The following is a 15,233-nucleotide window of genomic DNA, read 5'->3' on the forward strand; positions in this document are numbered from 1 at the left end:
ATCCCTCTTGTGTAGATTGGATTGAAGGAAGTATAGCATTCAGATGAGAGCCAATTTATGCTTTTCATCTTCATGTATTTAATATCTCCTTTTTTTCAATATTTAAATGAAATGTAGGATAGGGGCCTTTGCATAATATAATAACATGTGTGTATATTATGTTCATACGTGTAAATGAAATGTTATTGTATCTAATGTCGTAAGGGAATATATCATACAGCGCGGGGGTCAACATTATCAGCTCTGAAAAAATACGGGAAAACAAGTATTCTTTACTGAATGGAAATACTGATTGCCTGTTGTCTGATGCAATCCTCTCTTTTCTCTGGAAAGGGACTGATAAAAAGCGTGTTATTTCAGTTTCTGAAAATATATCCCTTTTAGGCTATCTTCCCGATGATTTTGTTTCCGGAAAACTTAGTTTCATGGATATTATTCATCCCTCTGACATTGAAACTGTAAGGCATAAGTATGTTCAGTATACTAATAATAAAAGTCCTTTTTTCGTTGCAGATTATAGATTAAGATCCGCTGACGGCAAAATCTGTGAGGTCAGTGAAAGAACAGTTGAATTATCTCTGGATGATGAATGCCTTTACCATGGAATCATCTCTATAAAAAAGAGTTTTGAGTTCGATACGGATAAAGAAAAGATCTATTGCAAAAGTATAGTTGACGGTATACAGAACCCGCTTTTAATTCTTGACAGTACGTTCCATGTTTTTTCTGCTAACCGGTATTTCTATGATCTCTTCAAGTTGAAACCTGAAAATACTGAAGGAAAGCATTTTTTAAGTTTGAATAATTCAAACAGACATGAGCTAAGTTCTTTTTTTGATAAAGTCCTTCAGGAAGAGTATTTCTTTGATTCTATTGAAGTTGACTGTAGTATAGATGGCCTTGGAAACCGTACAATGAAGCTTACTGCCCGTCCTCTTGATACGGGTATGGACAGAAAGAAGCTGATTCTGGTTTCAATAGAAGATATAACTCCTCAGAAAATGGCTGAAGCAAAAATCCGTGCGTCAGAAGAAAAGTATTCCACTCTTGTTGAAAAGGGAAACGATGGTATTCTTATCGTAAATCAAAAAGGAACACTTAGTTTTGCAAACTCCAAATTCTCCCAGATGATCGGACTTGAACAAAACAAACTTTCAGGTAAGAATCTTCTGGATTTCGTTCCTCAGGAATATCATCGAATGATAGGTATTCGACTCAAGAAAGTCCTCAAAGACATGCGCAGCATAAAGCGCAATGATGAGGTTGAGTTTATCAAAACCGAGGGCGGAAGTTTTTCTGCTGAGATAAGTCTTTCCTATATCTTACATGAGCACCAGCCGTCTGTCATGGTGGCTTTGAGGGATATCTCTGAGAGAAAACATGCCGAAGCAGAGCTAAAAGCTTCTGAGGAAAAATACTCTACACTTGTTGAAAAAGGCAATGATGGTATAATAATTCTTCATGATCTTTCCTTCAAGTTCGCAAATTCCAAGTTCTCTGAACTGACAGGTTATTCACGAGAGGAATTGCTTGATAAGACTTTCACAGATCTTGTGCCGGTAGATTACAGGCGCATGATAGGAAAGCGTATCAAAAAGGTCCTGAAAGATAAACATAGCATTCGTAGAAATGATGAACTTGAGTTTCTGGCAAAAGGAGATGTGACCTTCCCGGCTGAAATCAGTCTGTCATATATCTTACATGAGGAAATGCCCTCTGTAATGATGACTGTCAGGGACATCTCTGAGAGGAAACAGGCTGAGGCTGAACTTAAGGCCTCTGAAAAGAAATATTCTTCCCTTGTAGAAGAAGGTAATGACGGTATTATTATTGTTCAGAATGGGGTACTTGTTTTTGCCAATATGAAGTTCTGCGAGATTACTGGTTTTTCCAAGACTGAAATACTTCGCAGGCCGTTTGAAGATTTCCTTTCTATTGAATACAAGCGTCTTGTTATGACCAAATTCAGGAAAAGCCTTGAGAAAAAGAAGTCTTCACTGAAATATGAGATAGAACTTGTGTCAAAGGAAGGACACAATACTCCTGCTGAGATTAACTCTTCGATCATTGATCACGAAGGTGCACCGGCCATAATGGCAATTATCAGGGACATAACCGATCAGAAGGAAAAAGAAAGGGAACTCCTTGAACTGATCGAGGTGCAGAAGGTCCTTGAAACCGTAATTAAGAGCAGTCCTGCTGTTGTATTTTTCTGGAAACCTGATGAGGACTGGAAAGTGGAATTCGTTTCCGAGAATATATCCCAGTTCGGTTACCAGGCAGAGGATATGATGTCAGGCAAGATCCTTTATGGCGATATCATTCATCCTTCTGATGTGGAAAGGCTCACCATGGAATACGATATCTTTTCCGGTGAGGAGAACCTTTCATTCGAGTATCGCATACTTACAAAAGCAGGTGAGGTGCGCTGGGTTGATGAGAGGTCAGTTCTGAAACGTGATGCTGAAGGTAACCTCCAATACATACAGGGTATTATTGTCGATATTACTGAGCGCAAGAATGTGAAGAACTTCATGCAGATTGGCAATGATGTTGGAATGCTTTTCAGTCCGCTTGGTGATGTGGGTGATATGTTTTCACAACTGGTGGAATTCACCACTCAGATGGATAATCTGGACTGCGGTGCTCTCTATCTTGTTGACGGGGAAACGGGTGACATGAATATAGTTGCTCACTCCGGTCTTTCGGCTGAGTTCGTTAAAAGCGCAAGGCATTATGGCGGCAAATCTATCCATGCGCGCCTGCTGAAAACAGAATATCCTCTTTATACAAGATATTATGAGCTCACTTCCATGATTCCCGGGGAGAAACTGAGCTATGAGGGACTGGAAGCAACCGCCCTGATTCCAATTAGATATGGTATGGAGCTTGTAGCAATACTCATGCTGTCATCTCATAGTGTTTATTCTGTTCCTTTTGAAGTAAGGGATTCCCTTGAGACTGTGGCATCTCAGATTGGTCCTGTGATAGGGCGCATGCGGGAACAGGCAGATGTCCAGAAGAATATCAGGAATCTGCAGGTTATTTTTGATGTCATGGAGGACATGGTTTTCATGCTTGATGCTGATGGTTGCATTCTTTATGCAAATCCTTACACATTTACACGGCTTGGATACTCTAAAAATGAGCTAATTGGAATGAATCTTATTAACCTCTATCCTCAGAAAGTGCTCCTTGAAGTTGCAACTGAAATCAAATCTCTATTAGAAGGCAGGGCAAAGGTCTGCACAATTCCTTTTGAGTCTGTTTCCGGGGAACTTGTAACTGTTGAGATGCACTGTTCAACTGGGCAACTGGGTGATGATCCAATAACGATATGCGTCTCCCGTGAAAAAGGTATGATATAATCCTTTTGGTCGTTTTCGCTTTTTTTGTGCTATTTTTTACTAATAAATAACAATAGATATATAATTTGTACTTCATTTAAATATCAACATTCATTTTTATTCATATTGATTTTTCAAATCGAGATTTTATCAGTTACAGTGCTAAATTCATTTCTTTTAGCTATAAAGTTCGAATATATCATGTATATAAGCTATTTGCTTCGTTACCGTATCCTAAATCAAGTAATTATGATATGATACAAAAAACAATATCAATATACGCTCTTTTTTCTCCATTTTTCAGACTCTTAACTAACATATATGATATAGTATACATTACTTCTTATATGTGTTTTCTTTACCCGATTCTAAGCTCATTATACTTAAAGTATCTCCTATATTTTGTAGCTGAGGATGTACACAAAAACATCGGCACACAAAAATCACTATCAATAGCCTCTATATTTGATTATTATATGTGTTGTCCTATTTATCAAAAAAACATATGTTTATATAGTAGTATCTTTGCAAAGAAACCTTTATATTACATGAAAAAAGTGGATGATTTGAGGTTCAGAAGAACCTTTTTGTGTAGATTGGATTGAGCTTGACCCAAGCTCAAGAAAATAGACTATCCAAATTGAAGGAGGTATAGAATGTTAATAGTAGACAAAGAAGGTATCCTTATCAGATACAACGTTAAAATGGAAAAATCAATGACCCCTGAAGAGGCGGCAGCAGAACTCTATCCAAAAGAGGAGTTATACAAGCCAATCGCAGAAGCGATCTTTGAGGGTGAAGAAGATGATGTTATCGAAGGTCTCGAGGCAGCTATCGCAGCAGGCAAGGACCCAATCGCACTCATCGACGATGCACTTATGGTAGGTATGAAGGTAGTAACAGACCTTTACGACCAGGGTGTAATTTTCCTTCCAAACGTAATGATGTCCGCAGATGCAATGCTCGAAGGTATCGAGTTCTGTAAGAGCCAGTCCACAGAGACCCCAGTCCAGAAGGGTAAGGTCATCTGTATGGTCGCAGAAGGTGACGTACACGACATCGGAAAGTCAATCGTAGCAGCACTCCTCAGAGCAAACGGCTATGAAGTCATCGACCTCGGAAGAGATGTACCATCCGCAGAAGCACTTGCAGCTGTAAAGGAACACAAGCCACTCATGATGACCGGAACTGCACTCATGACAACAACCATGTATGCATTCAAGGAAGTCAACGACCTTCTCGTCGAGAGCGGAATCACAATGCCATTCGCATGTGGTGGCGGAGCAGTCAACCAGGACTTCGTATCCACCTACTCACTCGGTGTATACGGTGAAGAAGCAGCAGATGCACCAAAGATGGCAGACGCAATCCTTGCAGGCGCAGATGTAGCAGCACTCAGAGCAAAATTCCACAACCACTAAGGTGATTAAAAATGGCAATTAACAGATTCACAACAATGGCATATTCCGAAGCTGACGAAATGGTCTTCGGACACGCAAAGAAACCTGTAAAAGCAGGTCTCGACCTTGAGATCGGAGCAGGATACACAACCGCAGAAGTAAACTACGCACCAAGGCCAGAAGCTGGTGAGTCCATGGAGAAACTCGTAAACGAGTACCAGAGGATCACAAAAGACATCATGGCAAGAATGGTTCAGGTTGGTTTCCCATCCGTAGTACTTGAGACAGAACACGTTCAGCAGATGACCAACAACCCATCATGGGGAGCAGCTGTAGCACACGCACAGAAGACCATCATGGAAGAGTACCATGAAGAATATGGAATCAAATGTGCACTGAGACACACCCCTGGTGACATCAGAGAGCACAAAGAGTTCATGGATCTCAGAGGCGACAAAATGGGCGTTGTCATGGAGTCCTTCGAACAGATCGCAGAGAGCGGCGCAGACCTTCTCTCCATCGAATCAATGGGTGGAAAGGAAATCTTCGACTACGCAGTACTCAGGAACGACGTTCCAGGTATGCTCTACGCAATCGGATGCCTTGGTACCATGGACATGGACTACCTCTGGCAGGAAATCTCAAGCGTAGCACAGAAGAAGGGCGTTGTCTCCGCTGGTGACACAGACTGTGCACAGGCAAACACTGCAATGTTCATTGCAGGTGGTCTCCTTGACAAGAACCTTGCACACACCCTTGCAATCCTCGCAAGAGCAATCTCCGCTCCAAGATCACTCGCAGCATACGAGGCTGGCGCAGTAGGTCCAGGAAAGGACTGTGGATACGAGAACATCATCGTAAAGGCAATCTCCGGTATGCCAATGTCCTTTGAAGGTAAGACTTCAACCTGTGCACACTCAGATGTCATGGGTAACCTTATCATGCAGTGCTGTGACCTCTGGTCAAACGAGTCCGTTGAATACCACGGTGAATTCGGTGGTACAACAGTACAGTGCTGGTCCGAGTCCCTCAACTACGACTGTGCTCTTATGAACACAGCTCTTAAGTCAGGAAACGAGAAGATCCTCAGAGACCTCCTCATGGCTTCCGACAGATTCAGAGACCCACAGTCATACGTCCTTGCATACGACAACGCATACGCAGTCGGAGAAGCAATCGTAAAGGACGGAGAAGATATCTTCCTCCGTGCAAAGAACGCTGCAATAGCATGCTGTGACACACTGAACAACTCAGAGGGTCTTGAGATGACAAAGTTCGAACTCGGTGCACTCGCAAAGGCAACCGCAGAACTCGACGCAATCACCTCAGAATCCGAGACATTCATGAGCGAATGCATGGAGCGCTTCAAGGCAGAAGTACCAGTCTTCAAGCCAGAGAACTACGCTCTCTAAATTTAAAACAAGGACTGGAAGTTTTCTTAGGAAAACTTCTTTCCTTTATATCTTTACATTTCAAAAACGAAAAAATATCACACTTATCAATTCAAACTTAACTCCACAATTAAAAATCATAGGCTTTACAGAAAAAGGGTTACAACGCCATCAATTCTACCTCCAACTCCACAACCTTCATTTTATGGCAAGTACCTAATAATACTTCCCTCTGTAAAGCCTTTGATATCTTCATGATTCTGTTTTCCTTTCTTGTTAGCGTTTTTTTGTATTCTGCCTGAATATTTTTGTGTACATGAACCTGTATTTCATGTTCATTAAACTAATAAACACAAACAAAGGTTCCTTCATATAGGTGCCTTTATGGATTCTTCAAAACGATTTCATTTACTTACTATATTTGCATTAATGGCTGTCCTCATTCTGCCAGCATTGACTGATAATAGTAGTTCAGCCGAGCTTTCTGCCAGTGAAATAAGTGTCATACCTTCCAGTTATCAGGTCGAACCGGGAACTACGTTCACTATCGACATCAACATTGATCCGGTAACTCCTGTATCCGGCGTACAGTTTGATCTGTCACTTCCTTCTTCGGATTTTTCAGTAATTAGTGTGAATGAAGGAGATTTGTTCTCCCAATCCGGAGCTACTGTGGCATTTGAATTGAAAAATGCTCCTTCATCGACTTCTTCAGGAACAATATATTCAGCAGTTCTTGGCAACCTATCAGCCACTGAAACCGGTACAGTTGCAGAAATGACTGTTGTTGCAGGAGATAAAACTGGTTTCTTTGATATTGGTCTTACAAATGTGATAATGAGTGATTCATCCTCACATTCAATGGGATTTGTCTCTAATTCAGCAACTATCCTTGTAGACTCAAAACCAGTATTAACCAATCCCGGATTGGTACAGGTTAAAGAGAACGATCAGCTGGATCTAACATTACAGGCAGCAGATTCAGACAATGATGTACTGACATTTTCAGCTACTTCACTTACAGACGGTGCCTCGTTTAACAGTTCCACTGGTAATCTGTTATGGATTCCTGATGCCAGTCAGGTAGGTGAACATTCAGTTGAAGTTGCAGTAACAGATGGTTATCTGAATGACACGATGATTCTGACAATTGAAGTTCTTCCCTCAGACTTAGCACCTGTAGCAGATGCAAGTGGTCCATATACAACAAGGGTTGGCAAAAAGATCAAATTAACAGGTACGGATTCCTATGACCCTGACGGAACTATCATGTCATACACCTGGGATTTCGGAGATGGTAGCACAGCAGTTGGCGCAACTGCTTTCCATACATATACAAAAACCGGAGTGTACACAGTAAAATTGACTGTAATGGACAATGCCGGAAATACCGGTACGGATGTGACAACATTAACAGCCGAGAGCTTCTTTAAGTATTACCTTGGATGAGCCTTAAATAAAAGATGACTAATGTTATGACAGAAGGCTTTAAGCCTCCTGCCATCCCATTTCTGTAAGTGTTTCCACAGCACTTTCTTTTACTTTTATTGTGTACTGACAGTTTCCATCATCGAGACTTGTTTGACTCAGGTCTGAAACTTCTATGTTGTATACAGTGCCAAAGTATGCAATTACAAGTTCTTCTTCTGTTGGTTCTTTGAAGAAATTGATATTACCGTCAGCATACCAGGTCTGCCATGGTGTCTGGCTGCAATTCATTTCTTGTGACTTCATTGTAACAGTCTTTTCCAGCATTACCTGGTTAACTTCATCCCATACGTCATCAATGGTTGCAAAAATAACATTTCTGTTATAAAGCACAACTTCAATAGAGTGTTCTGTGATTACCTGAGTAACCATCTGGTCAGATCTGTTACCATAGCCTCCGTGACTGCTTGTGAATGTATAGTTTAATGTATATTCGCCGGGATTTTCTGTGCTTACCTGATAGTCTTCCAATGCAAGATCAGAGCCATCAAAGCTGTAAGTTGGTGCGCTCATTATCCATTGACTGGCAGTTTCTTTGACCTCGTTCTCGGAAGGCGTCATAGCATACTGTTTAAGTTCGATAAGTGCTGCATTTATCTCTCTTAGTTTTTCCGGCATATATTCAGGAGAATAGGGATCGATCTTAATGATTTTACTGGCATCACTTTGTATTACCTGTATTTCCACAGTTCCGGTGTCAGCAACTACAGTTTGTCCTTCCTGTGGTTCATACTGATCATTCATTTCCATGAAACTGTTGTTATTTAAAAGGGAAATGAGATTATCCCTGGTTTCCTGGTCAATGGATTTAACATATCTAGCCGTCAATTCATTCTGATAATTGTAATAACTAAGATTGACTGCCGTTAAGTTCACAACAAGTTCCTGTACTGCCATTTCAGGTAGTGTGAAGGCACCATATGAAAGATACACAACGATTGCAGTGTCAGAAACAGCATTTTCGTTAGTGTTGTTCTGCACTTCAGTGCAGCCGGCACTTGTAAGGAAAAGTGCCATCATAAAAAATATAAATAGTTTATTCAATAATAACCCTCCCGTTAATATAAAGGTTCGTTTTTCCTGTAATATTGTTCTTGTTGTTCGTAATATCTTACGATTAAAACTGGAAAACGCATTGAACTTATTAAATAATTACTAAAACTTCAAACCCATTCGTAGTTACGATCCTGAAATCGATTCACCTTGCAGAGATATGTGATCCATGTCACATAACTGCAGTTGATGTTTATCAACCATTTCTTGATTCATTAATGGAAAATGCAATGGTAAAAGGTGTTTCAGAACTATTAAGGGTCAAAAAATGATCAAGATATTTGAATGCGTAAATGTTTCAGGTTCAGGCAAGCACTGAGACAATTCCGTTCTCAATCTTTACATCATAAGTTTCTATTTTAGGGTCATCTATGTCGATATATTCTCCCGTATCGACATTTTCCCCGGTCCTTATATCAAAACCCCAATTATGACATGCACACTTGAGTGTATATTCTTCAAGCGTTCCGCTTTTAAGAGGGCACCCCTGATGAGGGCATTCGTTGTCAAGTGCATATATTTCATTTTTCATTTTAATAAGAGCTATTTGCTTATTACCTGTGTTCACAATTTTTATTTTTCCTTCGATCAGATCTTCTTCCTTAATAGCAGCTACCCACTCAGGCATGATATTACCCCACATCTGGTTTTTAGTCTAAAGAATGGACTCGTCTGTAAGTAAGAACTTGTACTGCAGACTTTCTCCCTTTTCCCGTAATTATCTCTGACTTTCCTTTATATATAAATTTCCTGAGTTTAATGAATTGTAAGTCAAATTTACCGACAGGCTTAATTCCATTGTTGCCATTAACAAAGGACTGATCTTTTTTGTTTTGCTTTACCAAAACAATTTGGAACGTTTATAGACTCGATTTTAAATCTGGCCAAATTGGAAACCGTCGTGATGATTTATCTCATCCTGTGTTTGCATAAGGCCTATCATCACAGGAATTATTAATATGGAATCATCAAGTTTTAAAGACCTTCATTTATCACGAAATCTCGAAAAAGCAATTGAAGAACTGGGTTTTGAGGAGCCAACGCCTATTCAGGCTCAGTCAATACCTTTTATTATTGAAGGTAGGGATGTCATCGGACAGGCCCAGACAGGTACAGGAAAAACTGCAGCATTTGGAATTCCTGCCCTTGAAATGGTAAACCCTAACAGCAAGAAGACACAGGTACTTGTCCTCTGTCCTACAAGGGAACTTGCGAATCAGGTTGCAGAAGAGATGGGCAAACTTGCCAAGTATCTTAATGTACATATACTCCCGGTTTACGGCGGACAGAATATTGACAGACAGATCAAGGCTCTCAGAAAAGGTGTCCAGATAGTTATCGGTACCCCTGGAAGGGTTATGGATCACATTGAGAGAAATACACTGAAGCTTAACGGCGTAGACATGATTGTGCTCGATGAAGCAGATGAAATGCTGGATATGGGTTTCAGGGAAGATATTGAAACAATACTCAGTAGTGTTCCTGAGACAAGGCAGACGATTTTTTTCTCTGCTACAATGCCAAAGCCAATTATGAGGCTGACAAAGCAGTATCAGCAGAACCCAATGCATGTGAAGACAATACACAAGGTAGTTACTGCGCCAAACATGGAACAGTCCTATTTTGAGGTCAAGCATCACATGAAGCCTGATGTTCTTTGCAGAATGATAGATATCTATGATGTGAAATCATGTCTTGTATTCTGTAATACAAAAAAGATGGTTGATGACCTTGTTACTACTCTAAAGACCAGAGGATATCTTGCAGATGGTCTTCACGGCGATATGAAGCAGACCCAGAGAGAAAAAGTAATGGCCAGCTTCAGGAAAGGTGAGATAGAGACACTTGTTGCTACTGATGTGGCTGCACGTGGTATCGATGTGGAGAATATTGAGGTTGTATTCAATTTTGATATGCCACAGGATGAAGAATCATATGTTCACAGGATCGGAAGGACTGGTCGTGCAGGAAGACAGGGAATTGCATTTACTTTTGTCACTGCAAGGGAGATCTACAAGATCAAGAGCATCCAGAAATACACCAAAACCAAGATACAGTGCAAGAAGGTTCCTACCAGAAGTGATGCCGAAGAGATCAAGGCAGGTATGCTTGCAACCAGGGTCAAGGAAACCATTGATGAAGGACATCTTGGCAAATATGTCCACTGGGTGGAAAAAATGCTTGATGAAGATTGTACTACCATGGATATTGCGGCAGGTCTCGTTAAGATCATGCTTGCTGAGAACAGGTAATTATTCGGTAGTCATTCTGATATTTGGGTCATTGGATAATATGGGCTATATATACTGATTAAATTATTGGGAACATTTCCCATATTCCATTTATATCATACGGTTCATATTATATACTATGACCCTGTTTATTGAATACTGATAATTAAGTACCTGTTAAAAACTGTTAATATCGTATTATTTTTCAGTAACAGGTAATGCATGTTTGTTTTATTTGACTGGGATATTTCTGATGTTGTGTGATCTTGACATCATTTGTCATTAATGTCTTGTATTTGAATAAAGCAGGAACAAAAACAGTTCACACTGAGGTATTAATCTGGCTAATTATAGAAGTAATAAAAGGAAAAGTAACGCAAGTGGGGGAAACACTGACGGTGAGGTTGTCAGAGTCAGGACTCCACGTAAAGAAAATGGTGAGGTTCTTGCAACAGTTTCAAGTTTACTTGGAGCGAACAGGGTAAGGTTGCAGTGTATGGACGGTGTTGTCCGTATGGGAAGGATCCCTGGTTCAAAGAAGAAGAGAATGTGGGTTCGTGAAGGCGACATTGTTATTGCTACTCCCTGGGAGATCCAGGATGAAAAAGCTGATGTTATCTGGAAGTATACCAGGCCACAGATTACATGGCTGGAGAAAAAAGGATACCTTAAATAGATGAATTTATTATTCATCTTTTAATTGGTTTTAATTTTAAGTCATCTGATTTTAGTTTCTTAATATTTTACTAACTACTATCTTGAACTTATTATCTCACATTCTTTTCTTGATGATTTTTCAATCATTTTCCAGGAGTTTTTCAAATAACCAATGTTATATTTGAAAAACATTTAAAGACCAGGTAGCTGCAATTGTATATGATTACAAGAATAATTGCAAATCACAGAATAGTTAGAAGAGAGTAGAAAACCCGAAGTATGAATGATACTTCACTAAAAAAGTAAGTTGCTTATTCAGCAACTTCTGCGAAAGCGAACTTTCTGAGTACTTTTGTGATCTTGATGTTTACTTCATCGCCTACGGATGTGCCAGGTACGAAGATTACAAAACCGCTTACTCTTGCAATTCCGTCTCCTTCTCTTGCGATATCCTCGATTGTTACTTCGTATGTCTCTCCGGCATCTACTGGAGCAGTTGATTCTTCTCTGTTGTTGAACATATTAAATTCACGTCCTTTTTTATAAAGCCTAAAATACCTGAGTAAGCTGAAAACATAATGCAAAATAGAAATCTACAGTCAAAGTAAATGCCATCTAATGTCAATACGTTTAGCGAATAACAGTCTTATTTTAAAGCACTGTATCATGGGTTTGTTTATATAAAAGGGTTGTGCATGGTGGTGATTTTACTTTTATTATGTCTTCTTTTATCAAAGGAAATACAATAATCTCACTGGCAGCATCCATCCTCACCACAGCAACTTGCTTCGCTATCCATGTCCTTTCCTTTAAGGGCTGCATTTATCATTGCCCATGCACATCCGACACCGCTCTGTACTTCAATAGCCTGAACAGGGCAATTACCAGCACATGCACCACATTCCATACATAATTCCGGTCTTGTGAGTTCTACATGTTTCTCTCCTTCAGTGAAAACTCCATGTGGGCAGACCTGTGTGCACATAAGACAGTTTATGCACTTCTCAGGATAGTACTGAAGCGTGTTCTCTTCGTATGAATTGAACATCAGATCATCTCCTTGAGGTGTGCAACTGCCAGGACAAGCAGGCAAAGCAATCCGGTCCCTGCTGTCAGTGCCATGTAAGGTACGTACCTGAATATCTCTTTCTTAACACCGGTTCTTGATGTATAGGTTGTACAGCCTGTGAAGTTAAGAGCAAGGTAGCCTGTCACTGCCGGTACTATCAGGAACATAGCTATCAGTGATAGCATTTCTTTCCAGAGGAACATGGTATTATTTGCTGCAAGGCTGATCCCAAATGGTAAAGCCACCAGCCATCCTAAGATAATTCCCTTGATGCTGAGGTCATGTGCAGGCAGGTAAGGCATCAGAACAGGGAACAATACTGTTCCTGCAAATGCTGCCACGACTGCAAGAAATGCTGCAAAAGGACCGGACAGCAGGTAGAGGATTATTGTAGCTATTAGTGTCGGTTTGATAACATGGATGAACTCTATCGGTGTCAGTACCAGCCTGTCCCGGAAAGTGAACCTGACTTTTCTCATTTCTGTCGTTGCCATATGGTTTTTGAGATACTCCGGCAAGTCCTGAGCGCGTACCGGTCCGTATTCTACTTTGAATCCGGACTTGCGTTTGACTTCATGTGCAGAAACACCCGGTGCCCCAAGCTGTGGTAATATCAGGTTGCGATGATTGACAAATTTTGCAAGTCCTGACCACCTAATGCGATATATTATCTCATCGGTGCCAAATGTTCCTTTTCCGGCAGCACACCAGACATTGATTCCTTTTGTGTCAATGACAAGGATGTAACAGTCAATACCAGCCAGTGAACTGCGCAGTGCATCAAAACTGAGTGTATAGTTGGCAGAAACGAATACCGGAGAATCTGCATCAGGATTTCCAAGTTTGTAGATGCCGGGTTCTACTATGTGTCTCATCCTGTTCACTCCCCAACGTGCTAAGAAATGGTCAAGCCTGTCATTGAAAGTGATTAAACTTGTAATTTCACGAATTTCCGGTGCAGGGACGTTTTTGTCCAGACCTATCATCTGAATAAACTGTCCTGTATCCTCTTTGCTGTCAGAAGGGCAGCATGAACCTGTATCACTGGTGTTGTCCATGTTTTTCACCTTGAAATATGGGTGTTTCAAAAATGTATCGTAAAATTAAATTATGCATATATATTAATCTTTAGTATCTAAAACACCATTGGATGTTTCCTTTATTTTGTGAGGAAAAATATACAAAAATAAAGAAGAAAGAAAAAATAATAGCATTCGAATGTTTTTCTTGCATCCTGCTTTACGATGTTTGATATTACTCTTTCCTTATTGCTGCTTTAATTGCCTTTTGAGTTTCAGGATCATTTAATTGCTCATCAGTATAACCATGTTCTTCTTTGGCGTGCTTTACAGCAATTTCCATCATTTCATCCATGGTTTCCCCCTCAGCAACAAAAGGACACATAACTCCCATATCTTTACAAGCTAATTTATATGTCATATTTTATGACCTCCCAATTTATACTATCTCAATGGCTGTATTTAACAACTGTGAAGCACATAGTATGAATATAAAATAATCTGCATTAGTATTGATCCATATTTCCTTTACTTAGCGATAATGGAAAACCCATCAAACAAAACTAAACCAATAAATCACTCAAATCGATCTCTTCCCCAGCTCTTAACTGGTCTCTCATAAGTGTGATCTTCCTGTCTATCTTTTCAAGGCTTTCCAGATGCTTTTTCTCATCATCTGTGGTCTTCAGGAGTTTTGAGATGCCACCGTTTTTGATGACAATACGCTGGTCTGCCGACAGGGCCAAAAGCGGGTCGTGAGTGCTGATAAGGACGATCTTGTTATTGCTTACCAGAAGTTCAAGGGATTTTACTTTGTCAACTCCTGCATTCTCAATTTCGTCTATCAGGACTACTGATGCAGGGCTTAGGAGCGCTGTGTCTGCTATCATTAATGCCCTTGATTGTCCTCCTGAGAGTTGTGTAACAGGAGTTTCACGGCTGAATGGTTCACCTGCAAGGACGTTTGCAGTATCGTATATCTTCTGGACGATGTGGTGAATTTCATCAACCATACGACTTTCAGCATGTAGTGTCAGGAAATCTTCCACACTCAGATCCATAACAAAATTCATGTTCTGGGAAAGTTGTGCGATAAAGCGTCCTTCAGTTGAGAAACGTTCCTCATCTGTTGGGGAGCGGCCATCTACCAGTATGCTTCGTCCAGTAGGTGTGTCTTCCTGTGCAAGGGATTCAATATCAGCAAGCAGGCGGGATTTGCCAGACCCGGTTGGACCGACAATTGCTGTCACTTTTCCCTTTTTCAGCTCAACTGAAAATCCCTCTTTATCACCATTTTTGTTTAGTCCGGGGAGAACAGTCAGGGAATTAATCGAGAATCCACTATCCTGCTGCAGAGCTTTGACCTGCTCAATAAACATGAAGAAGCCGTCGATAAAGTCATGATAGGTGGTTCCTTTTTCTGTAAAATAATCCTCGCCGAGTGTTGAACCCAATTCTCCCAGCTTCAGGTTCCCGATCTCAGCAGGGTCGATTGCAAACGAAGAGAAATAATCCTCTATCCAGGGCATCATCTCCATGAGCTCATCTATTGTCATTTGAAGAAGAGTTGTTCTCATT

13 protein-coding genes are annotated in these 15,233 nt (G+C 40.4%); 6 read left to right on the forward strand and 7 right to left on the reverse strand.

Annotated elements, in window-relative coordinates:
• Window positions 1–299 precede the first annotated feature (299 nt).
• From RE474_RS13080 to RE474_RS13095, 4 genes are all read left to right on the forward strand, one after another.
• Window positions 300–3,368: a PAS domain S-box protein gene (locus RE474_RS13080; protein ID WP_309310803.1), complete on the forward strand. Its 3,069-nt coding sequence runs from the start codon at window positions 300–302 to the stop codon at window positions 3,366–3,368.
• Window positions 3,369–4,003: 635 nt separating this feature from the next.
• Complete coding sequence (gene mtaC, locus RE474_RS13085; protein ID WP_309310804.1) at window positions 4,004–4,768, forward strand: methanol--corrinoid protein MtaC; 765 nt, start codon at window positions 4,004–4,006, stop codon at window positions 4,766–4,768.
• Window positions 4,769–4,779: 11 nt separating this feature from the next.
• Window positions 4,780–6,159 (forward strand): methanol--corrinoid protein co-methyltransferase MtaB, encoded by a 1,380-nt coding sequence (mtaB, locus tag RE474_RS13090; protein ID WP_309310805.1) that lies wholly within the window; start codon window positions 4,780–4,782, stop codon window positions 6,157–6,159.
• 408 nt (window positions 6,160–6,567) lie between these two features.
• On the forward strand, window positions 6,568–7,587 hold the full coding sequence (locus RE474_RS13095) for a PKD domain-containing protein (RefSeq protein WP_309310806.1): 1,020 nt from the start codon (window positions 6,568–6,570) through the stop codon (window positions 7,585–7,587).
• 39 nt (window positions 7,588–7,626) lie between these two features.
• Here the strand turns inward: RE474_RS13095 and RE474_RS13100 are convergent, their stop codons facing one another.
• Window positions 7,627–8,670: a hypothetical protein gene (locus RE474_RS13100; protein ID WP_309310807.1), complete on the reverse strand. Its 1,044-nt coding sequence runs from the start codon at window positions 8,668–8,670 to the stop codon at window positions 7,627–7,629.
• 313 nt (window positions 8,671–8,983) lie between these two features.
• On the reverse strand, window positions 8,984–9,307 hold the full coding sequence (locus RE474_RS13105; RefSeq protein WP_309310808.1) for a Rieske (2Fe-2S) protein: 324 nt from the start codon (window positions 9,305–9,307) through the stop codon (window positions 8,984–8,986).
• A 331-nt stretch (window positions 9,308–9,638) separates the two neighbouring features.
• Between RE474_RS13105 and RE474_RS13110 the strand changes: the two genes are divergently transcribed.
• Complete coding sequence (locus RE474_RS13110; protein WP_309310809.1) at window positions 9,639–10,931, forward strand: DEAD/DEAH box helicase; 1,293 nt, start codon at window positions 9,639–9,641, stop codon at window positions 10,929–10,931.
• A 319-nt stretch (window positions 10,932–11,250) separates the two neighbouring features.
• Entirely contained in the window at window positions 11,251–11,586 is a 336-nt protein-coding gene (eif1A, locus tag RE474_RS13115; RefSeq protein WP_309312260.1) for a translation initiation factor eIF-1A, read from the forward strand.
• Between the two features lie 292 nt (window positions 11,587–11,878).
• Here the strand turns inward: eif1A and RE474_RS13120 are convergent, their stop codons facing one another.
• The 5 genes from RE474_RS13120 to RE474_RS13140 all read right to left on the reverse strand — a co-directional run bounded on the left by RE474_RS13120 (window position 11,879) and on the right by RE474_RS13140 (window position 15,232).
• Window positions 11,879–12,088: a TRAM domain-containing RNA chaperone gene (locus RE474_RS13120; protein ID WP_309310810.1), complete on the reverse strand. Its 210-nt coding sequence runs from the start codon at window positions 12,086–12,088 to the stop codon at window positions 11,879–11,881.
• 230 nt (window positions 12,089–12,318) lie between these two features.
• Window positions 12,319–12,615: a mercury methylation ferredoxin HgcB gene (gene hgcB, locus RE474_RS13125; RefSeq protein WP_309310811.1), complete on the reverse strand. Its 297-nt coding sequence runs from the start codon at window positions 12,613–12,615 to the stop codon at window positions 12,319–12,321.
• Window positions 12,615–13,694: a mercury methylation corrinoid protein HgcA gene (gene hgcA, locus RE474_RS13130; RefSeq protein WP_309310812.1), complete on the reverse strand. Its 1,080-nt coding sequence runs from the start codon at window positions 13,692–13,694 to the stop codon at window positions 12,615–12,617. Before hgcA ends, hgcB begins: the two co-directional genes overlap by 1 nt.
• A gap of 196 nt (window positions 13,695–13,890) precedes the next feature.
• Window positions 13,891–14,076 carry a DUF1059 domain-containing protein gene (locus tag RE474_RS13135; RefSeq protein WP_309310813.1) on the reverse strand — a complete coding sequence of 62 codons (186 nt, stop codon included), beginning with the start codon at window positions 14,074–14,076 and terminating at the stop codon, window positions 13,891–13,893.
• Between the two features lie 142 nt (window positions 14,077–14,218).
• Window positions 14,219–15,232: an ATP-binding cassette domain-containing protein gene (locus RE474_RS13140; RefSeq protein ID WP_309310814.1), complete on the reverse strand. Its 1,014-nt coding sequence runs from the start codon at window positions 15,230–15,232 to the stop codon at window positions 14,219–14,221.
• Window position 15,233: the final 1 nt, after the last annotated feature.

The sequence above is a fragment of the Methanolobus sediminis genome (assembly GCF_031312595.1).
Classification (GTDB): Archaea; Halobacteriota; Methanosarcinia; order Methanosarcinales; family Methanosarcinaceae; genus Methanolobus; species Methanolobus sediminis.